The sequence below is a fragment of the Flavobacterium lacus genome, assembly GCF_003268815.1.
In the GTDB taxonomy this organism is placed as follows: Bacteria; Bacteroidota; Bacteroidia; order Flavobacteriales; family Flavobacteriaceae; genus Flavobacterium; species Flavobacterium lacus.
This window is the reverse complement of record NZ_QLSV01000014.1, coordinates 92,688-114,673: the sequence shown is the minus strand read 5'-3', so window position 1 is coordinate 114,673 and position 21,986 is coordinate 92,688. Positions and strand designations below refer to the sequence as shown.

The 21,986-nt window shown below is 36.2% G+C and carries 23 protein-coding genes and 1 pseudogene; 11 read left to right on the top strand and 13 right to left on the bottom strand.

Annotated features, from left to right (window positions below; genetic code table 11):
• The 3 genes from B0I10_RS13280 to B0I10_RS13270 form a co-directional block, all read left to right on the top strand.
• The coding region (locus tag B0I10_RS13280) for a gliding motility-associated C-terminal domain-containing protein (protein ID WP_146740360.1) at window positions 1–1,842 on the top strand (1,842 nt) is incomplete at its 5' end.
• A gap of 53 nt (window positions 1,843–1,895) precedes the next feature.
• The gene (locus B0I10_RS13275) at window positions 1,896–2,810 is read left to right on the top strand and encodes a PorP/SprF family type IX secretion system membrane protein (RefSeq protein ID WP_112086995.1); all 915 of its coding nucleotides are present in this window, start codon (window positions 1,896–1,898) and stop codon (window positions 2,808–2,810) included.
• A gap of 13 nt (window positions 2,811–2,823) precedes the next feature.
• Complete coding sequence (locus B0I10_RS13270) at window positions 2,824–4,764, top strand: OmpA family protein (RefSeq protein ID WP_112087000.1); 1,941 nt, start codon at window positions 2,824–2,826, stop codon at window positions 4,762–4,764.
• Window positions 4,765–5,147: 383 nt separating this feature from the next.
• Here B0I10_RS13270 and B0I10_RS13265 read toward each other — a convergent pair whose 3' ends face one another.
• Entirely contained in the window at window positions 5,148–6,782 is a 1,635-nt protein-coding gene (locus B0I10_RS13265) for an ABC-F family ATP-binding cassette domain-containing protein (protein WP_112086994.1), read from the bottom strand.
• A 252-nt stretch (window positions 6,783–7,034) separates the two neighbouring features.
• Here B0I10_RS13265 and B0I10_RS13260 point away from each other — a divergent pair, with 252 nt between their 5' ends.
• Window positions 7,035–8,258, top strand: coding sequence for an MFS transporter (locus tag B0I10_RS13260; RefSeq protein ID WP_112086993.1), 1,224 nt, complete (start codon window positions 7,035–7,037; stop codon window positions 8,256–8,258).
• Here the strand turns inward: B0I10_RS13260 and B0I10_RS13255 are convergent, their stop codons facing one another.
• The 8 genes from B0I10_RS13255 to B0I10_RS13220 all read right to left on the bottom strand — a co-directional run bounded on the left by B0I10_RS13255 (window position 8,259) and on the right by B0I10_RS13220 (window position 14,054).
• Complete coding sequence (locus tag B0I10_RS13255; RefSeq protein ID WP_112086992.1) at window positions 8,259–8,564, bottom strand: type II toxin-antitoxin system RelE/ParE family toxin; 306 nt, start codon at window positions 8,562–8,564, stop codon at window positions 8,259–8,261.
• Between the two features lie 7 nt (window positions 8,565–8,571).
• Complete coding sequence (locus B0I10_RS13250) at window positions 8,572–8,817, bottom strand: hypothetical protein (RefSeq protein ID WP_112086991.1); 246 nt, start codon at window positions 8,815–8,817, stop codon at window positions 8,572–8,574.
• Window positions 8,818–8,847: 30 nt separating this feature from the next.
• A complete protein-coding gene (locus tag B0I10_RS13245) occupies window positions 8,848–9,066 on the bottom strand; it encodes a putative signal transducing protein (protein WP_112086990.1) in 219 nt (72 codons plus the stop codon).
• 40 nt (window positions 9,067–9,106) lie between these two features.
• Window positions 9,107–9,718 carry a DEAD/DEAH box helicase gene (locus B0I10_RS13240; protein WP_112086989.1) on the bottom strand — a complete coding sequence of 204 codons (612 nt, stop codon included), beginning with the start codon at window positions 9,716–9,718 and terminating at the stop codon, window positions 9,107–9,109.
• Between the two features lie 86 nt (window positions 9,719–9,804).
• Window positions 9,805–10,968, bottom strand: a complete 1,164-nt coding sequence (locus B0I10_RS13235; RefSeq protein WP_112086988.1) for a sigma-54-dependent transcriptional regulator — start codon at window positions 10,966–10,968, stop codon at window positions 9,805–9,807.
• 8 nt (window positions 10,969–10,976) lie between these two features.
• Complete coding sequence (locus tag B0I10_RS13230) at window positions 10,977–11,822, bottom strand: mechanosensitive ion channel family protein (RefSeq protein WP_112086987.1); 846 nt, start codon at window positions 11,820–11,822, stop codon at window positions 10,977–10,979.
• A 1-nt stretch (window position 11,823) separates the two neighbouring features.
• Complete coding sequence (locus B0I10_RS13225; RefSeq protein ID WP_112086986.1) at window positions 11,824–13,131, bottom strand: ABC transporter permease; 1,308 nt, start codon at window positions 13,129–13,131, stop codon at window positions 11,824–11,826.
• The gene (locus tag B0I10_RS13220; RefSeq protein ID WP_112086985.1) at window positions 13,131–14,054 is read right to left on the bottom strand and encodes an ABC transporter ATP-binding protein; all 924 of its coding nucleotides are present in this window, start codon (window positions 14,052–14,054) and stop codon (window positions 13,131–13,133) included. Before B0I10_RS13220 ends, B0I10_RS13225 begins: the two co-directional genes overlap by 1 nt.
• Before the next feature lie 327 nt (window positions 14,055–14,381).
• On the opposite strand from B0I10_RS13220, the gene B0I10_RS15825 reads away from it, so the two are divergent.
• The 6 genes and pseudogenes from B0I10_RS15825 (at window position 14,382) to B0I10_RS15870 (ending at window position 17,677) form a co-directional block, all read left to right on the top strand.
• The gene (locus B0I10_RS15825) at window positions 14,382–14,636 is read left to right on the top strand and encodes a hypothetical protein (protein WP_245942999.1); all 255 of its coding nucleotides are present in this window, start codon (window positions 14,382–14,384) and stop codon (window positions 14,634–14,636) included.
• A pseudogene (locus tag B0I10_RS15915) lies at window positions 14,600–14,710 on the top strand (hypothetical protein); the annotation flags it as partial. The gene B0I10_RS15825 and the pseudogene B0I10_RS15915, both read left to right, overlap by 37 nt.
• 54 nt (window positions 14,711–14,764) lie before the next feature.
• Window positions 14,765–15,223 carry a toxin-antitoxin system YwqK family antitoxin gene (locus B0I10_RS13205; RefSeq protein WP_112086983.1) on the top strand — a complete coding sequence of 153 codons (459 nt, stop codon included), beginning with the start codon at window positions 14,765–14,767 and terminating at the stop codon, window positions 15,221–15,223.
• Between the two features lie 46 nt (window positions 15,224–15,269).
• Window positions 15,270–15,710, top strand: coding sequence for a hypothetical protein (locus tag B0I10_RS13200; RefSeq protein WP_112086982.1), 441 nt, complete (start codon window positions 15,270–15,272; stop codon window positions 15,708–15,710).
• A gap of 88 nt (window positions 15,711–15,798) precedes the next feature.
• Window positions 15,799–16,284: a hypothetical protein gene (locus B0I10_RS13195; protein ID WP_112086981.1), complete on the top strand. Its 486-nt coding sequence runs from the start codon at window positions 15,799–15,801 to the stop codon at window positions 16,282–16,284.
• Window positions 16,285–16,405: 121 nt separating this feature from the next.
• Window positions 16,406–17,677 carry a PKD domain-containing protein gene (locus tag B0I10_RS15870; protein WP_112086980.1) on the top strand — a complete coding sequence of 424 codons (1,272 nt, stop codon included), beginning with the start codon at window positions 16,406–16,408 and terminating at the stop codon, window positions 17,675–17,677.
• A gap of 169 nt (window positions 17,678–17,846) precedes the next feature.
• On the opposite strand, the gene dnaJ is transcribed toward B0I10_RS15870, so the two are convergent.
• Both dnaJ and B0I10_RS13180 read right to left on the bottom strand, forming a co-directional pair.
• A complete protein-coding gene (gene dnaJ, locus B0I10_RS13185; protein ID WP_112086979.1) occupies window positions 17,847–18,959 on the bottom strand; it encodes a molecular chaperone DnaJ in 1,113 nt (370 codons plus the stop codon).
• Between the two features lie 55 nt (window positions 18,960–19,014).
• Window positions 19,015–19,590, bottom strand: coding sequence for a nucleotide exchange factor GrpE (locus tag B0I10_RS13180; protein ID WP_112086978.1), 576 nt, complete (start codon window positions 19,588–19,590; stop codon window positions 19,015–19,017).
• Between the two features lie 179 nt (window positions 19,591–19,769).
• On the opposite strand from B0I10_RS13180, the gene B0I10_RS13175 reads away from it, so the two are divergent.
• Window positions 19,770–20,429 (top strand): YceI family protein, encoded by a 660-nt coding sequence (locus B0I10_RS13175; RefSeq protein ID WP_112086977.1) that lies wholly within the window; start codon window positions 19,770–19,772, stop codon window positions 20,427–20,429.
• Window positions 20,430–20,482: 53 nt separating this feature from the next.
• Here the strand turns inward: B0I10_RS13175 and B0I10_RS13170 are convergent, their stop codons facing one another.
• Both B0I10_RS13170 and B0I10_RS13165 read right to left on the bottom strand, forming a co-directional pair.
• Window positions 20,483–21,388 (bottom strand): TIGR01777 family oxidoreductase, encoded by a 906-nt coding sequence (locus tag B0I10_RS13170; protein ID WP_112086976.1) that lies wholly within the window; start codon window positions 21,386–21,388, stop codon window positions 20,483–20,485.
• A 94-nt stretch (window positions 21,389–21,482) separates the two neighbouring features.
• Window positions 21,483–21,938: a DUF4442 domain-containing protein gene (locus tag B0I10_RS13165; RefSeq protein ID WP_112086975.1), complete on the bottom strand. Its 456-nt coding sequence runs from the start codon at window positions 21,936–21,938 to the stop codon at window positions 21,483–21,485.
• Window positions 21,939–21,986 lie beyond the last annotated feature (48 nt).

Genomic DNA, 21,986 nt, shown 5'->3' with positions numbered 1-21,986 from the left:
GTAGTAACCAGAACTTGGACTGCTACTGACGCTTGTGAGAATCAAACAGTTCATACTCAAATCATCACTGTTCAAGATACAATTGCTCCTGCTTTTGTAGAAGAGCTTCCTGCTGATGTTACTGTAGAATGTAACGCTGTTCCAACTGCCGCTACGTTAACTGCTACTGATAACTGTGGAGATGCAACTGTAACTTTCGCTGAAGCAATTCAGCAAGGGGATTGTCCTAATGCTTATGTAGTAACCAGAACTTGGACTGCTACTGACGCTTGTGAGAACCAAACAGTTCACACTCAAATCATCACTGTTCAAGATACAATTGCTCCTGCTTTCGTAGAAGAGCTTCCTGCTGATGTTACTGTAGAATGTAACGCTGTTCCAACTGCCGCTACGTTAACTGCTACTGATAACTGTGGAGATGCAACTGTAACTTTCGCTGAAGCAATTCAGCAAGGGGATTGTCCTAATGCTTATGTAGTAACCAGAACTTGGACTGCTACTGACGCTTGTGAGAACCAAACAGTTCATACTCAAATCATCACTGTTCAAGATACAATTGCTCCTGCTTTCGTAGAAGAGCTTCCTGCTGATATTACTGTAGAATGTAACGCTGTTCCAACTGCCGCTACGTTAACTGCTACTGATAACTGTGGAGATGCAACAGTGGTATTGACTGTAGAAACTCAAAATGTAATTTGTGAGGGATCATATACCTTGCTAAGAACTTGGGTTGCAACAGACGACTGCGGAAACACAACTTCACATAGTCAAACTATAACTGTTCAGGATACCATTGCTCCTTCTTTCGTTGAAGAATTACCAACTGACATTACAGTAGAGTGTGGTGAAATACCTGATGCTGCAACATTAACAGCGGTAGATAGCTGTGGTAGTGCTGAAGTGACATTAACCGTAAGCGAAGAACAAGGAGAATGTGCCGGAGAATCAATTATTACTAGAACTTGGGTTGCAACTGACAGCTGTGGAAACAATATTTCTCACAATCAAATTATTATAGTGCAAGATACAACTGGTCCGGTTTCTTCCGAATTTGAAGAGAGCATTTCTGTAAATTGTGATGCAATTCCTGAAGTACCTGAATTAACATTCACAGATACATGTTCAACTGTTGGTGAACCTATATTCACAGAGGAAACAGTAAATGAAACACCAACATCCTATACAATAGTAAGAACTTGGGAAGTGGAAGATAGTTGTGGAAATCCTTCCACATTTATTCAAACAATTATCGTTTCTATTGAGAATAGTTTAACAAGAATTGACGCCGAATCATGTATCGGTGATATTACTACAATCAATTTAGATGAATTACTGCCAATCGGAACTACCGGAGGTGTTTGGGTGGATGAAAGTACTAGTGGAGCTTTAAATGAAAATATTTTCAATCCGAGTGAAGTTCCATCAATTGGAAATTATATCTTGCAGTATGTTATTACGGAAGGTGACTGTCCAAGAGTATACGAAGTTACTATGAATGTAAACGATGACTGTCTGGTTTTCCCGTGTGATGCCATTGAAATAAATAATGCATTCACACCGAATGGAGACGCACTAAATCAGTATTTCTCTATTAAGAACATTGAAAACACAGAGTGTTACATTAGCAACACTGTTGAAATCTATAACCGTTGGGGCGTGTTAGTATACGAGGTAGAAAACTATAACAACAATGATAGAAGATTTGAAGGAATTTCAGAAGGTAGAGCCACTTTAAACAAAAATGCGGAACTTCCAACAGGAACTTATTTCTACATCATTAATTATACTACTCCAGAAGGAAATGTTGTAAACAAATCCGGTTATTTATACCTAACAAGATAAAATTAAACTCCTGAGGGTTACCCCACCCTCAGGTTTCTAAAAAAAGAAACAAAATGAGAACAAAATTTTTATTTATCGCTTTGATGTTTACAGGTTTTGCAGCACTTGCTCAACAAGACGCACAGTACACGCAATACATGTATAACACAATCAACGTGAATCCGGCCTACGCGGGATCAAGAGGAGTAATGAGTATTTTCGGATTGCACAGAACCCAATGGGTTGGTTTAGACGGTGCTCCTACTACCAATGCTTTCTCCATTAACACACCTATTAACAATAGTAATATTGGAATGGGATTGTCATTTGTGAATGACAAAATTGGACCTACAAATGAAAATGCCATATCTGCAGATGTATCTTACACTGTTCAAACCTCAGAAACTTTCAAACTTTCTTTTGGTGTAAAAGGTACCGCAAATTTGTTTAATTTAGATGTTTCAAAACTCACTCCTCAAGATGGAGGAGATGCATTGCTACTGACAAATATAGACAATCAAGTTACACCTAATGTTGGAGCAGGAGTCTATTTTCATTCCGATAAGATGTATGTTGGTCTTTCAGTACCAAACTTTTTTGAAACAAAAAGATACAACGACAATGACATTGCTTTAAACGCAGAGCGAATGAACTTCTACCTCATTGCAGGTTATGTTTTTGACGTGAATTATAACTTAAAATTCAAGCCTGCTTTATTAACAAAAGCAGTAGAAGGTGCTCCTTTGCAAGTAGACGTTTCAGCCAACTTTTTATATAATGATAAATTTATGTTAGGAGCTGCTTGGCGTTGGGACGCTGCTGTGAGTGCCATGGCTGGTTTTCAAGTAACGGACGGACTATTTATCGGTTATGGTTATGACCATGAAACTACACGATTAAGACGATTTAATTCAGGCTCACATGAGGTTTTCATACGCTTTGAATTATTCACAAAACAGAATAAAATTGTATCACCTAGATTCTTCTAATAAAGCAACAGTCATGAAAATTAAATTTATATACATCGCCTTGTTTAGTTTTATTGCTGTAAATGTTTACTCGCAAAAAGCAGGTGAACGAAAAGCAACTAAAAACTATGACAAATTCGCATACATAGACGCTATAAAAACCTATGAACGAATTGCAGAAAAAGGATATAAAACGCCTGATATGTTGCAAAAAATTGCAAATGCCTACTATTTTAATGCCGACCTAGTGAATGCAGAAAAATGGTATGGAGAACTTTTTGCTATGTCGCAAGAGGTGGAAGCCGAATATTATTTCCGTTATGCACAATCATTAAAAGCAGTGGGAAATTATGCCAAAGCCGATGAAATGATGGTAAAATTCAATGAGAAAAGCGGAAACGATAAACGAGGACTTCTAGCCAAAGAGCAAAAGGATTACCGCGATGCAATCAAAAAGAACTCAGGCCGTTATAACATCGAAGATGCCGGAATTAACTCTGAATATTCAGACTATGGACCAGCTTTCTATATGGATAAAGTGGTTTTTACCTCTACCCGTGATACCGGAAATTTTTCAAAAAGAAAACACTCGTGGACTGATCAATACTTTTCTAATTTATATGGTGCTGATTTGAGTGCAGAAGGTGCTCTTTCCAACACCGATAGATATGGCAAAAAATTGAATTCTAAATTCCATGAATCAACTCCGGCTTTTACAAAAGATGGGAAAACCGTTTACTTTACCAGAAATAATTATTTGGATGGTAAAAAAGGTAAAGATGCCAACAAAGTGACTTTATTAAAAATTTACAAAGCTACTTTGGTGGATGAAAAATGGACAAACATTAAAGAACTTCCGTTTAACAGCGACAGTTATCAAGTGGCTCACCCATCGTTAAGTGCCGACGAAAAAACATTGTATTTTGCTTCTGATATGCCGGGAACAAAAGGTTTATCAGACATCTTTAAAGTTGATATTTTAGCAGAAGATTCGTATGGAACTCCAATTAACTTGGTTGACATTAATACTGAAGGTCGTGAAACATTTCCATTCATTACTTCAGACAATGAATTGTATTTCGCCTCAGACGGTCATCCTGGTTTGGGTGGTTTAGATATTTTTGTCTCAAAGTTAGAAAGCGATGGTACTTTTAAACAAGTTCACAATATTGGAGAACCTGCAAATAGTCCGCATGATGATTTTGCATTGATTATCAACAAAGCTAACAAAAGAGGATTTTTATCTTCTAACCGTCCAAATGGTGTTGGAAACGATGATATCTATAAATTCCTTGAAACAAGAGAATTGCAATTTGATTGTGAACAATTGTTGGCTGGAATTGTAACAGACGAAGAAACCGGAGCGATCTTACCAAACACAAAACTGACTTTGTTTGATGAGAATTTCAATAAATTAAAAGAAACTATTTCAGGTCCGGATGGTCGATATGACTTTGGTGAAGTGGAATGTGAAAAGAAATACTATGTTAGAGCTGAACAACCGGAATATACTACCAAAGAAGTTCCTGTTATTATTGGAAAAGAAAGTGGCACAACTGAACTTCCGATTGAATTGGAAAAAGCGGTGAAAAGTATTCCGATTGGTGGCGATTTAGCCGATGTTTTTGGAATCAACCTCATCTATTTTGATTTAGATAAATGGAACATTAGACCGGATGCTGCGATTGATATTGCTAAAATCTTAGATGTATTGAATGAATATCCAAATATGAAAATCGATATTCGTTCGCACACCGATAGCCGTCAGACACACCGTTACAACGAAGTGTTGTCTGAAAGAAGAGCAAAATCTACTCGTGATTGGTTAATCAAAAACGGAATTGCTCCGGAACGTTTAACAGCAAAAGGTTACGGAGAAACACAATTGGTTAACAAATGTGCTGACGGCGTAGAATGTACCGAAGCCGAACACCAATTGAACAGAAGAAGCCAATTTATTATTACTGCTTTATAAATACTTGTTAATTTAAATTACATTACGAAAACATCCCGTTAGTTAGCGGGATGTTTTTTTATGAATTATTCTAAAATTGAAATATCACGATGAGATTCTTCCTTCGTCAGAATGACAAGATTGTGTGAAAACTGGGACTGAAAACTGCGATTATGACTGAAAACCAAATCAGCATTTTCCTTTAAACTACTTTGTTAGTACTGACTCGCGTGACGGATTGAAGTGGAAAGCCCGGAACAAAAAAACACCAATTTTCTCAAGCCAAAAAAGCGACCAGCAGAAGCTCTTTTTGGGTTGAAGAAAATGGTGTTTTTTGTGAGGACTTGGAACGAAAAGCCCGACCCGTAGTTTACGGAGGGGCACGCCCAAATTATTTTTATAGCTTATTTTTCGATTTCACGAAGGTTTTCCATTTTTTTCATCGCTAGGAATCCTTTGATGTCTTCGAAATGTTCTTTAACGCGTTTGTTGCCAAATTCAAAAACTTTAGTTGCCAAACCGTCGAGGAAATCACGGTCGTGGGAAACGAGAATTAACGTGCCGTCGAAATCCCGCAAGGCATCTTTGATGATGTCTTTGGTTTTCATATCCAGGTGGTTGGAAGGCTCATCGAGAATGAGCAAATTCACCGGTTCGAGCAACAATTTAATCATTGCTAAACGCGTTTTTTCGCCACCGGAAAGTACTTTTACTTTTTTGGTGATGTCGTCGCCGTGGAACATAAAAGCTCCGAGAATATTTTTAATTTGCGTTCGAACATCGCCCACCGCAATGTCGTCGATGGTTTCAAAAATGGTTGCATTTTCGTCTAAAAGTGACGCTTGATTTTGTGCAAAATAGCCAATTTGTGCGTTGTGACCGATTTCTACGCTTCCACCGTTGATTTCGATTTCTTTCATAATGGCTTTGATCATAGTTGATTTTCCTTCGCCATTTTTGCCTACAAAAGCGACTTTATCTCCTCTTTCGATAACGATATTAGCATCTTTAAAAATCAAATGATCTCCATACGATTTTTCTAAATCTTTGACAATCACCGGATATTGACCGGAACGAATAGCAGGTGGGAATTTTAATTTTAAAGCCGAGGTATCGACCTCATCCACCTGAACTAGAACGAGTTTTTCAAGCATTTTTACACGTGATTGAACGGCGTCGGTTTTAGAAAAAGTTCCTTTAAAACGATCGATAAACGTTTGGTTATCGGCAATCATTTTTTGCTGTTCATCATACGCTTTTTGTTGGTGAATTCTTCGGTCTTTTCTGAGTTCTAAATAGTGAGTATATTTTGCTTTGTAGTCATAAATGCGTCCCATCGTCACTTCGATGGTTCGATTGGTGATGTTATCCACAAACGCTCTATCGTGCGAAATGACCACCACTGCCTTGGCGGAATTGATTAAAAAATCTTCTAACCATTGAATACTTTCGATGTCCATGTGGTTGGTTGGTTCGTCAAGAAGAATCAAATCGGGTTTGCGAAGAAGGATTTTGGCTAACTCAATTCGCATTCGCCAACCTCCGGAAAATTCGGAAGTTTGTCTTGTAAAATCGGTTCTTTCAAATCCTAAACCGGTTAATATTTTTTCTACTTCGGCTTCGTAATTGATTTCTTCAATAGCATAAAATTTCTCGCTTAAGTCGGAAACTTTTTCGATTAATTTCATATACTCATCACTTTCATAATCAGTTCGAATCGTTAATTGCTCATTGATTTCGTCGATTTCGGACTTCATTTTGAAGATTTCTCCAAATGCTTTTGACGCTTCTTCCATCACCGTTGAACCATCTTGCGTTAACAAATGCTGTGGCAAATAGGCCACTACGGCATCTTTTGGTGCAGAAACATTTCCGGTTGACGGTTTACTTTCGCCTGCAATTATCTTTAAAAGTGTAGATTTTCCGGCACCGTTTTTTCCCATCAAGGCAATTTTGTCATTTTCGTTGATGGCAAAAGAAACGTCGCTGAACAAAGTGGTTCCGCCAAAGTGAACGGAGATATCGTTTACTGTAATCATTTTTTTTAAGTTGGAAGTTAGAGGATGGAAGCTGGAAGTCAGCTCGCATTTCTGATTTTTTAAGGTGCAAAGATAATCGATTTGTGGAATCTTGAAGTTTGAAAATGCTAATTAGTAAGACAATTATTTTTGGAATTGTTAAAATGCTTCATCAATTCTTGAAAAATAGACAATAAATAAGCCAATGAAATCAAAATCAAGCGTAAACTCTATTTTTTAATTAATTTTGAGGTCTCATTCAGCCCATAATAAATGCCTTTATTAGACTACAGTTTTTTAGGAAAGATTATTCCGCAACAAAAGCACAAAAAAAGCTATCGGAAAGCGAAGCAGACGTATTTGAATCGAATTCGCTTAGCAACTTCTTTTTTTTATTTTGGGATGGGATTTTGTTTTGCTTCTTGGGCGAGCAGAATTCCGGATATCAAATCATTTTTGGACTTAAGTGAAGGTGAATTGGGGACCATTTTATTTGCTCTACCGATTGGCCAATTAACGGCAATGCCATTTTCAGGTAAATTAGTTACTCGTTTGGGAAGTAGAAAAGTACTCTTATTTGCCTTGCCATTATATGCTTTTTGTTTAACCAATATCGGATTGGCCGAAGAAACGTGGCAATTGGCGTTGGGTTTGTATTTGTTTGGTGTTTGTGGTAATTTCAGTAACATTTCCATTAATACACAAGGCGTTTATACGGAACAAATCTTCGGGAAACCAATTATGGGTTCGTTTCACGGATCTTGGAGTTTAGCCGGATTTTGTGGAGCGTTAGTGGGCTTGCTAATGTTGGCATTTAAGCTTTCCCCTTACCAACATTTTGTTATTGTTTTTGCTATTGTAGGAATAATCATTTTTATCAATTATCGTTTTTTGATAAAAGTAAAAGCGGTCAAACAAGAAATTAACATTGCTAAACCTCAATTCAAAATGCCTGATAAGTCATTGATTTGGCTTGGCGTAATTGGTTTTTGTTGTATGGCAAGCGAAGGAATTATGTTTGATTGGAGTGGTGTTTATTTTAAAGATATTGTAAAAGCACCGGGAGCACTAGTTATTTTGGGTTACACTTCGTTCATGATTACGATGGCCTCTGGACGATTTTTGAGTGATATTTTAGTTCGGAAATACGGAGCAAAAAAGATACTTCTTGTGAGCGGAGTTACTATTTCATTAGGATTATATACTGCCGTTGCTTTCCCTTTTTTAATTCCGTGCACCATTGCATTTATGATGGTTGGGTTTGGCGTTTCGAATGTTATTCCGATTGTTTACAGCACAACAGGACGAACTTCAACATTGCCAACCGGCGAAGCATTGACGATTGTAACCGGAATTAGTTTCTTAGGTTTTTTAATGGGACCACCAATTATTGGTCACATTGCAGAATTAACTAGTCTGCGGTATTCGTTCGGTTTTATTGGAATTTTCGGCGTGTTTATTTCGGTTTTGGCTTATTATTTGAAGATTTTTAGGTGATTATTCTTTCCCTTTAAGTTTGATAGGGTTTTGACGAGTATCAAAAATTTGAAGAATTCTAATTTCAGATTCTGATTGAATTTTATAGATTATCTTATAATTTCTTACGACAATTCTTCTGTAAGGTTCACCAAGAATTTCGTCAACTTGATATTGTTGCGTAAACTTTATGTTCTTCGCATTTGTAACAATGTCGTTAATTACATTTTTCGCTCCTTGAGGAGATTTTAATTTTATAAAATCATAAATTAATTTAAGGTCAGACTTTGCATTATTATCCCAAATAATTCTAATTTGATGTTCCATCCTTCCTCTACCAATTCTCAATTTCTTTTTCTAAATCTTCCATTGTGGTATATTTTCCGGAGGATATTCTTTCATCAGCTTCTTTTACCATATTAACATATTCTTGCTTATCAATTGGATAACCACTAACGGTATGGGCAACAACTTCATTATCTATTATTGACTTAAAAGCAATTAATTTTTTTAGCTTACTTTCATCTTTAAGATGAAGCAACCAATCTAAAAGTTCCGATTTTTTTGCAGCTAAATCCATACTAATCAATTTAATAACAAATATACAAATTTAAATACTCATTCTAAATTTCTCAACAACTTCCGTGACTTTACCATAATATTTTTCGTCAATAAATAGTTCTACGGCTAAATCCAAGTTGCCAAAACCACCCAAACGAGCGGATTGAATATTATCTTTTTGGAGTACTTCGACCCCTATTTCTTCTATTTTTTCTTTTAATGCGGAAGCTAAAATTTGACTTCCGGAAAATATTTTCATCATGCCCATAATAAAAAAGGTTTAGGGTTAAAGGTAATTGGTTAAGGGTTTATTCTGCTTCAAAGAAAATAGGTTCTATCATGATTTTATCGGCTAAAACTTCAACTCGTTCGGTGATGGTTGAACAGAAGAAAACCCGTTGTGTTTTTTCTACACTTAACGAAAGTCTTAGAATGATGGCGTCCATTCGGTTTCTGAACATTACTTCGGCATCATCCACCACAAACATTTTGATGGTATTCATATTGAATCCGGCGGAAGAAAACATATCATTGATCTTCGTTGGTGTTCCGATTAACACATCCATTCCAAGCGAAATTTGATTTTTATCAAAATCAATATCACCTCTTTCATGAACACCAATAACTCTTAAATCGAGAAAATCGCCAAATTTTTCAAATAAATCAACCATTTCGGTTACTTTGTCTCTGTTTTCTACGACGATTAATGCTCTGGTACTTTCACCGACTGCTTTTTCCAATCGCTGAAGAACATTGAGCACCAATGTTGTCGTTTTTCCACTTCCGCCAGGCGATTGAATAACTGCATCTGCCCCACTTTTTAAAGTAGAAAACGTTTCTTGTTGAATTTCATTCGCTTCAGTCAAACCACATTCGATCAGGGCTTGTTGAAGTTTTGGGTTTATTTTTTTTAGTTGCATATTTTTTAAAAGGTGATGGGTGATGGGTAAATGGTGATGGGTGATGGGATTTCCTTTCACCTATTACCAATTACCTTTTACCATTTTTATTTACTCGCAAACATCTTCACATCATTCTCCGAAATTTCACTTCCACCAAGAATAATTAAGCGTTCTACCACGTTGCGAAGTTCGCGAATATTTCCCGTCCAATCGTATTCTTGCAATAATTTAATTGCATTGGCTGAAAATTGCTTAGCCGTATTTCCTTGTTCTTCTGAAATTTTGGTTGCAAAATGTTCAATTAAAAGCGGAATATCATCTCTTCGTTCGTTTAAGGCCGGAACTTTAATTAAAATCACCGCCAAACGATGATACAAATCCTCCCGAAAACGTCCTGCGGCTATTTCTTTTTGTAAATCTTTGTTTGTGGCAGCAATCACGCGAACATTCACTTTGATGTCTTTATCAGCACCAACGCGTTGCACCAAATTTTCCTGTAAAGCTCGCAAAACTTTGGCTTGAGCGGCTAAACTCATATCGCCAATTTCATCTAAAAAAATCGTTCCGCCATCGGCCGCTTCAAATTTTCCGGCACGGTCTTTCACGGCAGAAGTAAAGGCTCCTTTCACGTGGCCAAATAATTCACTTTCAATTAATTCTGACGGAATAGCGGCACAGTTTACTTCAATAATCGGATAGGCAGCACGTTCGCTTTTTTCATGCAATTGATGAGCAACTAACTCTTTTCCGGTTCCGTTTGGACCGGTTATTAAAACTCGGGCTTCCGTTGGAGCCACTTTATCAATCATGTCTTTAATATGATTAATGGGTTCCGATTGACCAATCATCTCATAATTTTTGCTGACTTTTTTCTTTAGTATTTTATTTTCAACAACTAGTTTTTTTCTATCCAAAGCATTGCGAACCGTGTTCAACAACCGATTCAAATCCGGTGGTTTTGAGATATAATCAAACGCTCCCAATCGCATCGTATTGACAGCTGTTTCCAAATCGCCATGACCGGAAATCATCACCATTGGAATTTCTGGTTTTATTTTTTTAACGGCTTCGAGTACTTCTACCCCATCCATTTTGGGCATTTTGATGTCGCAAAGCACTAAATCGTAGTCTTCGTTTTTAATTTTTTCAACTCCGGAAAGTCCGTCTTCAGCTTCTTCTACTTGATACGTATCGTTTTCTTCCGAAAGAATTTTGGTTAACACTCTTCGAATGGCTGCTTCGTCTTCAATAATTAATATTTTTGGCATGTTCTTTTTTATTCAATGTTCTTTTTACTAATTAAATGCAAATCTCTTTGCGGGAATGGTATCGAAATATTGTTCGCTCTAAACTGTTTGTCAATTTCAAAACGGAGTTCGCTTCGCACTCTCGGAATCGAAAGACCGTCATCCACAAAAAAATAAAGTCCGAAATCCAGTGAAGAATCACCAAAATCTTCAAACATCACAATAGGTTCATGCGTATCGAGTGTACTTTTATTATTTTTGGCACATTCCAATAAAATTTTCTTGACCAATTCAGTGTCAGAACCATAAGCCACACCAACCGTTACGCTTTCGCGAATGATGTCGCTGTTTTGCGTCCAATTGAACAAAATATCGCTCATAAATTTATGATTTGGAATAACCAAAACCCGCTCATTTCTGGTCACTGCTTTGGTTGAACGAAGACTTATTTTTTCAACTTGGCAAACTCTTTCTTCAATTTCAATAATATCACCAACTTTCAACGATTGGTCGAGAATCATCAGAATTCCCGCAATTAAATCCTGAAACAATTGTTGCAATGCAAAACCTAAACCTATAAAAATAGCTGCAGAAGCCGTAAGCCAAACAGTAATATCTATACCTGAAGCATTCAGCGTAAACATAATCACAAACAAATAAACCAAGTATTTTACAAACTGAAATATACTAACAAATTTATTTTTGTCTGCTGGAGGTAAATTTCGTGTAGCAAATCTTCTAAAAAGTTTAAGAACAAAACTCGTAACAATAAATGCTAAAATTAAAGCGATAACCGCACCAAAAGTTATGTTTATATCTTTCGTTTTGATTAAACTTAATCCGAAAATATCTATTATTTTGTTTATGATTTCCATTTTAATACTTCATCCATTTATACAATTCTTTCCACGACGGTTTCTTGCCATACATTAAAATTCCAACCCGGTAAATTTTGGCAGCAAACCAAACCACTAAAAAGAATGTAACATACAACAAAATCATGGACAAGACCAATTGCCACCAAGGCACGCCAAACGGAATTCGCATCAACATGACAATCGGCGACGTTAATGGAATAATCGAAAATACCGTGGCTACCGTTCCGTGCGGATCGTTCAATACCGTAAAAAACCCAACATAAACACCTAAAATCAGCGGCAAAATAATCGGTAACAAAAACTGTTGCGAATCGGTTTCATTATCCACCGCAGCACCAATGGCGGCATAAAAGGAGCTGTATAAAAAGAATCCTCCAATAAAATAAATCACAAACGAAAACAATAAAGTAAACAACGGCAATTGTTTAAACTCATTGATATATAATGGCAGTTTTTCAGCAAAACCACTTGGATTCGCAGCAGCAACCGCCTCGCCTGAAACGGCCGTTGTTGCACCCATTTGCATTCCGAAAATGGTCGAAAAGACAAAAAACAGTATCAATCCTAATATCGTCCAAATTAAAAATTGAAGAATTCCTGCTAACGAGTTTCCAATGATTTTACCCATCATCAACTGAAACGGTTTTACGGAAGAAATGATAATTTCAATGATTCGGTTTGTCTTTTCTTCAATCACACTTCGCATGACGAAATTGCCATAAATCACAATAAACATCATGATTAGATAACCGAAAGCTCCTCCTAAAAACAATTTGATTTCGTTCAATCCTTTCACAGTATTTTCTCCGGAAGCTTTTTTCAACACAATATCAACATCCGCTTTTGCTAAATTGATACGAGCGGTATCTATGGCTAATTTCTCATAATTATATTGCGTAATTTTCTTCTCAATAACCTCTTCCACATCCAAAATATAATCCATCGATGGACTATCATTCGAAATAAACTGCACCTGATTTTGCACCGTCGATAAAATATCCGTTTTCGGAATATAAATCAACCCTTCATAGCTCTCTTTCAGCACACTGTCTTTCACAAATTGCAAATCAATTTTCGACAAATCGTGGTACGAATACTCTTCGTCATTCACAAATTCGTTCACAAAATTGCCGCCTTCGTCGTGAATCGCAATGCGTTTCAAATCAGCCTTCATCGAAGCCAAAAAACCAACAAAAACAGCAATTCCAACAAACAATAGCGGACTCAAAAAAGTCATCACAATAAACGATTTGTTGCGAACCTTGGCAATAAATTCTCTTTTGATAATTAAGCTCAGAATACTCATTAGTTTTGACTTACAGTTTTAATAAAAATATCATTCGCAGTTGGAATTTTCTCCACAAAATGTGTCACTTGTCCGCGTTGTGTCAGCAATTGAAGCAACTCGTTTGGCGTGGCCGTTCCCAGTCCGATTTCTAACTTCAAATCATCGTTCAACGATTTAAAACTCGCCTGATCCACCGTGAATTGCTGCGTCAAATCATACATCAACCCTTCCACATTCGCGGTCACAATGCCCACCTCAAAATGATTTGTTCTAAACTCGCGTTTCACATCCGTCAATTTGCCTTCAATCAGCTTATTCGATTTGTGAATCAACGCAATATCATCACACAATTCCTCCACACTTTCCATTCGATGCGTCGAAAAAATAATCGTCGCACCCTGCTTTTTCAATTCCAGAATTTCGTCTTTAATGATGTTCGCATTCACCGGATCAAACCCTGAAAAAGGCTCATCAAAAATCAGCAATTTAGGCTTATGTAAAACCGTCACCACAAACTGCACCTTTTGAGCCATCCCTTTCGAAAGTTCCTCAATCTTCTTGTTCCACCAGCCCTCAATACCAAACTTTTCAAACCAATAATCCAGCTGTTTTTTGGCCTCTTGTTTCGATAAACCTTTTAACTGAGCCAAATACAAACACTGCTCGCCCACCTTCATCGATTTATACAAACCGCGTTCTTCGGGCAAATAACCAATATGCTGAATATGCTTGGACTCAAGTCTTTCGCCATCCAACAAAATCTCGCCACTATCCGGCATTGTAATCTGATTAATGATTCTAATCAACGATGTTTTCCCGGCACCATTCGGACCCAAAAGTCCATAAATGCTCCCCTTCGGAACCGCCAGCGAAACACTGTTCAACGCAGTATAATCGCCATATTTTTTCACTACATTCCTAACTTCTAAGATGTTGCTCATACTAATTTTCGAGTTTTGGTAAATATAAGAAATAACAGCCAAAGCAGAAATAGAACCCTATAAATAAAGTACATTTTTTTAGGTGGGCGTGCCCCCGTTGCAGGAAATTCAAGTTCATAAGTAAAGTACTCATCAGCAACGGGGTCGGGCTTTCCGCTGCAAGTCCTCGTTCGTCGTGCCTCCTCTCTGTGGGCTTTACGCTGCAATCCCTCACTCAATTCAGTGCAAGAAAGAGATTTGAGTTTTATTTGGAAAATTTATTTATTCAATAATTATTATATTAGCTGAAATATAGCTGAATAATTAACCTCAAGTTAAAAAGCAATTTTGAAAAATAAAATAATATTACTTCTTTCTATCCTAACTACGAGTTCAATATACTCGCAAACTGAATATGTAGAAAAGTATGAAAACGGTGAAATCAAATTGAAAGGTTTTGTAATTGATAGTGTTTTGATAGGGAACTACTTGGAATACTACGAAACAAGAACTTTAAAAACTCAGGTGAATTTAAAAATTGTAAATACGAAACCAATCACACAAAAATTTATGTCGCTGAATGCAGCGTTGGAAATAACTTAAACATCAGCCAAGGGAAAAAACATGGACAATGGAAAGAGTATTACGAGAATGGAATTCTTAAATCTAAATACAACTATTTCTGCGGTTTAAGACAAGGAAACTTTTTTCACTATCGTGAAAATGGTACATTGTATTGGATAGATTTTTACACAGCTGATAAAGAAATGGGAACTCAGGAATTCTATGAAAATGGACTTTTATCTCTTACTAGCAGTTATTCATACGAATATAGTGAGCACGACGGTCATGATTTAAAAACTACAGTTGAAACTGAATATTACGAAGATGGTTCTTTAAAAATTCAACGTAAGATTCAAGAATTAAAAGATGAAGTAGAGAAAGAGAATTTTAAAGAATATTATTCGAATGGATTTTTAAAAACGGAAACGGAAATAAATAATCTTGATAAAGATGGAATTCATAGAGAATTTTACGAAAATGGAAACACTAAATATGAAGGAGTTTTTAAAAATGGCGAACCAATTGACAAACATTATTACTACAATTATGAAGGAAAAGTAACGAAAATTGAAACTTGGAAAGATGGAATAAAAATAAATACAGAACTAAAAAAAGTAAGTAATTAAGACCTCTTGCTTTTAGGAGTCCCAACTTCATAACAAAACTATCATTATGAAAAAAACCGTTGTTTTCATACTCACTATCGTTCTAATTTCCCTTGTTAGTTGCAAAACTTCTCAAAAGCAAATTGAAGTTGATACACTAAATCATTATACTATCATTACTTATGACCCAAATGCAAAATATCCATTATTTGAAAATGCAAAACCAACAACCTTAACATTTCAGGAAATTTTAGAGTTGGAAGATATCATACAACCTAAAATCTTAAAGAATCTTGAGCAACATAAATATTACAGACAATATGTTGCCGCAGAAAACTCAAAAGGAGAAAAATTAGTTTGGATTAATTTTTTCTGTGAAAGCAATTATGGACCATATTATGTAACAAACATTTTATCAGCTGCCGATGGAGGAAATTGCTTTTTTCAAGTCAAAGTAAATCTTACGCGAAAAGATTGCTATTTTTATAGGGAAAATGGTGAGGCTTAAAAACCTCGCTCTCCACAGTCTCGCGAATTCGGAGCAATAATTTCTTTTAAACTATTTTTACTACACACAACACATTTAAAAAAAGCGAATGAAACTATTTCCCACTAAAACTTATGAATTTGAAATAGCAAATGATTATTCAAAAACCTTAGCAGAATTAGAACAAAACACTTATCTCACCAACACGCTCGTTTCAGAATGGACAAAAAAAATGTTCATTGGTCAAGTAAGTGAAAATGGATTTAGGCTAATTTCCGCCAAACCAAGACGAGGTGCATTTTGTGTCTTTAATGGAAAATTAGAATTAAATAGTGGCAGTGTAGAAGTAAGTATTCATAAATCTTTTCAAATATTGCTATCTATTATTTATCTATTTCCAATTATTGGATTTTTAATTGCATTATTTACAAAGGAAAAAGAAGTAATAGTATCATTAATAATACCAACTTTAATGGCAATTATTGTTTTTAGGTTTATTTTTACTGAATTAGCATTCAGATTCATATCAAGTGAAGGACTGAAAAGACTATCTATTATAATGCAAATTACTAGGTTGAAAAAGATGGAAAATTAATATTTTACCCAGCTCTTCGAACTCTCCCAACATCGAAGCAAACTCAAAAACCGCTCACTCAACAAATTATTTCATCCTAATTTTTTGTACCTTCCGCCTTGTAAATGATTATCCATTGAACATGAAGATAAAATTACACTTAGTTGGGTTGAGTTTTTTGGGTTGTTTTTCCATGCTGTGCGGACAAAACAGTACAAAACGCGCCCTTTTTTTGGGAAACAGTTATACTGCTTCCAATAATTTGCCACAAATGATTGACAATGTCGCTAACTCCACCGGCGATGATTTGATATATGACAGCTACACACCCGGCGGTTACACGTTTATGGGGCACAGCACCAATGCTACTTCGCTCAACAAAATTGCTCAAGGAAATTGGGATTTTGTAGTCTTGCAAGAACAAAGTCAACTGCCCTCTTTTCCTGATTCGCAAGTTGAAAACCAAGTGTATCCGTATGCTCAACAGTTAAATAATCTTATCAACCAACAAAACCCCTGTACGGAAACCGTTTTTTACATGACTTGGGGAAGAAAAAACGGCGATGCTTCCAATTGTGTCAATTGGCCACCGGTTTGCACCTACACCGGCATGGATGATTTATTAAATGAACGCTACCGTTTTATGGCGGAAGAAAATAATGCGATTCTTTCTCCGGTGGGTGCCGTTTGGCGAAACATCAGAGCTAATTATCCAACCATCGAATTATACTCTTCCGATGGAAGTCACCCTTCTGTGGCCGGAACTTATGCCGCTGCGTGTAGTTTTTATGCCACTTTATTCCGAAAAAATCCTGAGCAAATTACCTTTACTGCCGGACTTACCAATGAAGTAGCCACGGCTATTCGAACGGCTGCTAAAGTGATTGTTTTTGACCAACTTTTAGAATGGCATATTGGCGAATATGACCCGATGGCAAATTTTATGGTTGAAGAATTGGGTGACGGACAATTTTCGCTTACGAACACCTCCGAAAATGCTACTTCCTATCTCTGGAATTTTGGAGATGGAACGACCTCAACAGAGACAAATCCTTCGCATACTTATACTTCAACCGGAGAATTTACTATCGAATTAACGGTAGAATCATGTGGAAAAACGGCTACTTATGCTCAAACAGTTATAGTGACTACTTTATCTTTGGGAGAAGTAGATAATCCAAAAAAAGAAGTACAAATTTACCCGAATCCGACACATAATTTTATAACGATTGAATCTTCAGAAGAGTACATTGGAAAATCCTTCTATTTAATTGATATCACGGGAAAAATGGTTATGAAAGCGAACATCAACTCACTAAAGACATTTCATGATCTTTCCAATTTAACGGATGGCGTTTACTTTTTAAAGGTTAATGACAGCTCTAATTCTTCGGTTAAAATTGTGAAAAAATAAATGCATACTGCTTTACAATGTCTTAAACTAACTTCGTGGATTTCAATCTTCATGGTAATCCAAAACCAAAAAAAAACCCACCCTTATTTGCACAAGGATGGGAAAAATTGCTATGAAAAAGAATCTACTAGTTTCCTAGTAAAGTTCAAATGTAAATATTTTTTTCAAATTATGAAAACATATCCTTAACTTTTTCAAAAAAAGATTTGTCTGTTTTTTCAGGGTGCGGAATGAAATTCTCATCCGTGAGCATTTTCTCAAAAAACTGGCGTTGCTCTTTGTTCAACGTCTTTGGTGTCCAAACATTTATATGCACCAACAAATCGCCATTTCCATACGAATTTATACTCGGAATACCTTTTCCTTTTAATCGTAAAATCTTCCCGGACTGAATTCCTTCTTCCAGTTTAATTCGGACTTTTCCGCCCACAGCTTCAATCTCTTTGGAAACACCCAAAGCTGCTTCCGCCACACTGATATATAAATCATAATGAAGATTTTCGCCTTCACGTTTCAAAAATTCGTGTTCTACTTCTTCAATCGCGACAATCAAATCACCCGGAATTCCGTTACCCGGAGCATCATTTCCTTTTCCGGAAACTTTCAATTGCATATCATTCACAACTCCCGCCGGAATTTTGATTGATACCGTTTCATCTTCCAAAATCATTCCTTGTGAGTCAGCATCCGCAGGTTTCGAACTAATCGATTGTCCTGCTCCACCACATGTTGGACAAGTAGTTGCCGTTTGCATTCTACCCAAAATCGTATTGGTTACTCGCAACACCTGACCGGAACCATTACACGTTCCACACGTTTTATAAGAGACACCCGGAGCTTGAATTTTACGCTTTACTTTGACTTTCTTTTCAACGCCATTCGCAATTTCTTCTAAAGTTAGTTTTACTTTAATTCGCAAATTGCTGCCTTTCATTCGTCGCTGACCTCCGCCACCACCAAATCCGCTGAAACCGCCAAAACCACCACCAAAAATATCGCCAAACTGACTGAAAATGTCATCCATATTCATTCCGCCACCGCCGCCAAATCCGCCATTTCCATCAAAAGCAGCGTGACCATATTGATCATATTTAGCTTTTTTGTTTGGATCGCTCAACACTTCGTATGCTTCGGCAGCTTTCTTGAAATTTTCTTCAGCTTCTTTGTTTCCGGGATTTTTATCAGGGTGAAATTCTATGGCTTTCTTGCGGTAGGCTTTCTTAATTTCGTCTGCTGTAGCACTTTTCGAGATGCCTAGTATTTCGTAATAATCTTTTTTCATTTTCTATAATTCGAAATTTTTATTTTATTCTGTACAAACAAGTCGCGACTTGTCCCTACTGGCCAATAATCACTTTAGGAAAACGGATTATTTTGTCGCCTAATTTGTATCCTTTTTCAATTACATCCACAATTTTACCTTTCAAATCATCCGATGGAGCAGGAATTTGCGTAATTGCTTCAGCAAAATCGGCATTAAAAACATCTCCGGCTTTAATTTCAACTTGCTCTAATCCTTTGGAAACAAGCGTTGATTTTAATTTTTCGTGAATTAATTCAACACCTTTTAACAACGTTTCATCCTCTGTTTTAGAAATTTGAATCATTGCTCTGTCAAAATCGTCCATAACCGGCAACATGGCTTGCAAAACTTCCTGATTGGCAGTTTTAAACAAATCCATTCGTTCTTTGGCTGTTCTTCTTTTGAAATTTTCAAACTCAGCAAAAAGGCGTAAAAACTTGTCTTTTTCTTTGGCTAATTCTTCTTCCAATCTTTCTTCATTTGTCAATTCTTCGGCCGGAGGTATTGAATTCTCTAGCGTTTGCTCTGTTGAAACTTCATTCTCATTAATTTCCTTTTCGATATTATCTGTATTCTCCTGATTCATATTCTTAAAAAATTTTTTGAACATTTGTTGTTGGATTTTGGATTGCAAAAGTACTGCCAATTGTTCAAAAATGTCAAATTGTCAGCGTAAAATATTCGTTTTAGATGTATGTTTCTAAATTTGAAATAAAAAAATTTAATATTTCTTTAAGAAGGATATGCTTGTTGGTTTTCTACTTTTGTTAAAATTTAAAACTTAAAACTATGAAAAAAATCATTTTAAGCTTAGTAGTCTTAACTACGCTTTCTTTAACTTCTTGTAAAAACGACAAAGTTGAAACCACAGAACCTATTGACGCAGCTGTAGCAACAGATGCAGCCACGACTTATCAAGTTGATGCTACAAAATCTACCATTGAGTGGGTTGGTTCTAAACCAGCTGGAAAACACAACGGAACCATTGCTCTTTCTAAAGGAGAATTAGCGTTAAGCAACGGGAAAGTTGAAAGTGGTAATTTTACTATCGATATGAACAGTATTACTGTTTTAGATTTAGCTGCCGGTGACGGAAAAGAAGATTTAGAAGGTCACTTGAAAGGTTTAGGTAAAGAAGAAGATGCCGATCATTTTTTTAATACTAAAAAATTTCCAGAAGGAACTTTTGAAATTACCTCAGTTGAAACGGTTGATGCGGTAACTACAGTTTCCGGTAACCTAACGTTGAAAGGAATTACTAAACCTGTATCTTTCCCTGCTACCATTGCTGTGGATGAAAATACATTAACTTTAAACAGTGAATCATTCAAAATTAATCGAACTGAATGGGGAGTAAATTATGCTTCTAAATCTATTTTTGATAATTTGAAAGATAAATTTGTAGATGACGAAATCGAATTAAAAGTTAGCCTTACAGCATCAAAATAATTATTAATTCAGCTTACTTTATACCAAAAGCTCCTCAAATTGAGGAGCTTTTTTTATGTTAACAAATTATCTAACGTTTTAGCTAAATCTCGGAATCGAAACTTAAATCCATTTTTTTCTGCTTTTTCCGAACTCACATGTTGGCTTGAAAATAAAAGTTGATGCATTTCTCCCAACACCAATTTCATAGCAAACTTAGGAATATTAGGCATGAAAACAGGTTTGCCAAGCGACTTAGCAATGGTTTTGGTCAACTCAGTATTAGTTACCGGATTGGGTGCTACGGCATTAAAAACACCTTCCCATTGGTTTTGAACGGCGTGTTGAAACATTGAGGCCAAATCGTGAATATGAATCCATGACTGAATTTGCTTTCCTGAACCAAATGGCGAACCCAAACCCAACTTGATCGGTTTTACCATTTCTGATAATGCTCCACCTTTGTTGGACAACACTAATCCAATTCTAAGTTTACAAACTTTTAAATTTAATCGACTGAAAACATCTACGCTTTCCTCCCATTTTACAACAACTTGACCTAAAAAACTATCATCAACAAGTTTGGTCTCTTCTGAATAAATTTGGGTCAAACTGTCAGGATAAATTCCAATCGCAGAAGCCGAAACAATTTGTTTTACTTGGTTGGGATGATTTTTTAAACAATTGTATAATAAATTGGATGAAAGTGTTCTGCTTTCGATAATTTCCTGTTTATAGTTTGTTGTCCATCGTTTTGAAACGGTTGCACCAGCCAAATGAATAATGGCATCTACGCCCATTAAACAATTTTCATCGATTATACTCTGGTCAAGATTCCAGTAAAAACCTTGATAATTTGGCTTACTTTCTATTTTTGATTTAGAGGTCGTGAGGTAATGAATTTCATTTCCATTTTCTAATAACAGGGCAATCAATTCCTGTCCCACCAATCCAGTAGCACCTGTGATTAATATTTTCATAGCTAATTTTTATGCAAAGTTACAGTCAAACGGTCTAAAAGTAAAGTTAATTAGGATTAGTTTAAGGGTTGTTAGCTAATTGAAAAGTGTAAAACTATTGTTTTATTCGTACACTCCACTCGAATTCCATTTCCGAAACTTTGTCACCTTTTTGATCTGTTCCGATCGATTTCATCCAAAAAGTTTGCCCTTCTCCGGTGGCAATGGTTTTGTGTATTGCTGCTTCGATTAAATGTCCGTCTTGGCAAACAAATGTGATTCTTCCGGTAGCTTTTTTGGTAAAATTACCTTTGTTATTAGCAACCAACATAGAAATTTTTTTACCGCTTTTTTTTATTTGATACATCACCAAAGCTCCGGTTGAAAGCTCAGCAGCCATTGCCTGAACTGCAAAATACATCGAATTAAACGGATTTTGATTGAACCATCGGTGCTTGACTGTCACAATACATTGGTCGTTATCCAACGATTTTGTTCGAACACCACACCAAAATGCGGATGGTAATTTAAAAAACAAAAATTTGTTAATATCTCCGGCTGTAAACTGCATAAACACTTATTTTTTGGTAAATATAAGCTTTATTGTTATAATTTTAAA

Bases quoted from the DNA above. Each gene is read 5' to 3' on its own strand.
- B0I10_RS13275 (WP_112086995.1), top strand. From the start codon at position 1,896: ATGAGAACAAAATTTTTATTTATCGCTTTGATGTTTACAGGTTTTGCA.
- B0I10_RS13270 (WP_112087000.1), top strand. From the start codon at position 2,824: ATGAAAATTAAATTTATATACATCGCCTTGTTTAGTTTTATTGCTGTA.
- B0I10_RS13265 (WP_112086994.1), bottom strand. From the start codon at position 6,782: ATGATTACAGTAAACGATATCTCCGTTCACTTTGGCGGAACCACTTTG.
- B0I10_RS13260 (WP_112086993.1), top strand. From the start codon at position 7,035: ATGCCTTTATTAGACTACAGTTTTTTAGGAAAGATTATTCCGCAACAA.
- B0I10_RS13255 (WP_112086992.1), bottom strand. From the start codon at position 8,564: ATGGAACATCAAATTAGAATTATTTGGGATAATAATGCAAAGTCTGAC.
- B0I10_RS13250 (WP_112086991.1), bottom strand. From the start codon at position 8,817: ATGGATTTAGCTGCAAAAAAATCGGAACTTTTAGATTGGTTGCTTCAT.
- B0I10_RS13245 (WP_112086990.1), bottom strand. From the start codon at position 9,066: ATGGGCATGATGAAAATATTTTCCGGAAGTCAAATTTTAGCTTCCGCA.
- B0I10_RS13240 (WP_112086989.1), bottom strand. From the start codon at position 9,718: ATGCAACTAAAAAAAATAAACCCAAAACTTCAACAAGCCCTGATCGAA.
- B0I10_RS13235 (WP_112086988.1), bottom strand. From the start codon at position 10,968: ATGCCAAAAATATTAATTATTGAAGACGAAGCAGCCATTCGAAGAGTG.
- B0I10_RS13230 (WP_112086987.1), bottom strand. From the start codon at position 11,822: ATGGAAATCATAAACAAAATAATAGATATTTTCGGATTAAGTTTAATC.
- B0I10_RS13225 (WP_112086986.1), bottom strand. From the start codon at position 13,131: ATGAGTATTCTGAGCTTAATTATCAAAAGAGAATTTATTGCCAAGGTT.
- B0I10_RS13220 (WP_112086985.1), bottom strand. From the start codon at position 14,054: ATGAGCAACATCTTAGAAGTTAGGAATGTAGTGAAAAAATATGGCGAT.
- B0I10_RS13200 (WP_112086982.1), top strand. From the start codon at position 15,270: ATGAAAAAAACCGTTGTTTTCATACTCACTATCGTTCTAATTTCCCTT.
- B0I10_RS13195 (WP_112086981.1), top strand. From the start codon at position 15,799: ATGAAACTATTTCCCACTAAAACTTATGAATTTGAAATAGCAAATGAT.
- B0I10_RS15870 (WP_112086980.1), top strand. From the start codon at position 16,406: ATGAAGATAAAATTACACTTAGTTGGGTTGAGTTTTTTGGGTTGTTTT.
- dnaJ (WP_112086979.1), bottom strand. From the start codon at position 18,959: ATGAAAAAAGATTATTACGAAATACTAGGCATCTCGAAAAGTGCTACA.
- B0I10_RS13180 (WP_112086978.1), bottom strand. From the start codon at position 19,590: ATGTTCAAAAAATTTTTTAAGAATATGAATCAGGAGAATACAGATAAT.
- B0I10_RS13175 (WP_112086977.1), top strand. From the start codon at position 19,770: ATGAAAAAAATCATTTTAAGCTTAGTAGTCTTAACTACGCTTTCTTTA.
- B0I10_RS13170 (WP_112086976.1), bottom strand. From the start codon at position 21,388: ATGAAAATATTAATCACAGGTGCTACTGGATTGGTGGGACAGGAATTG.
- B0I10_RS13165 (WP_112086975.1), bottom strand. From the start codon at position 21,938: ATGCAGTTTACAGCCGGAGATATTAACAAATTTTTGTTTTTTAAATTA.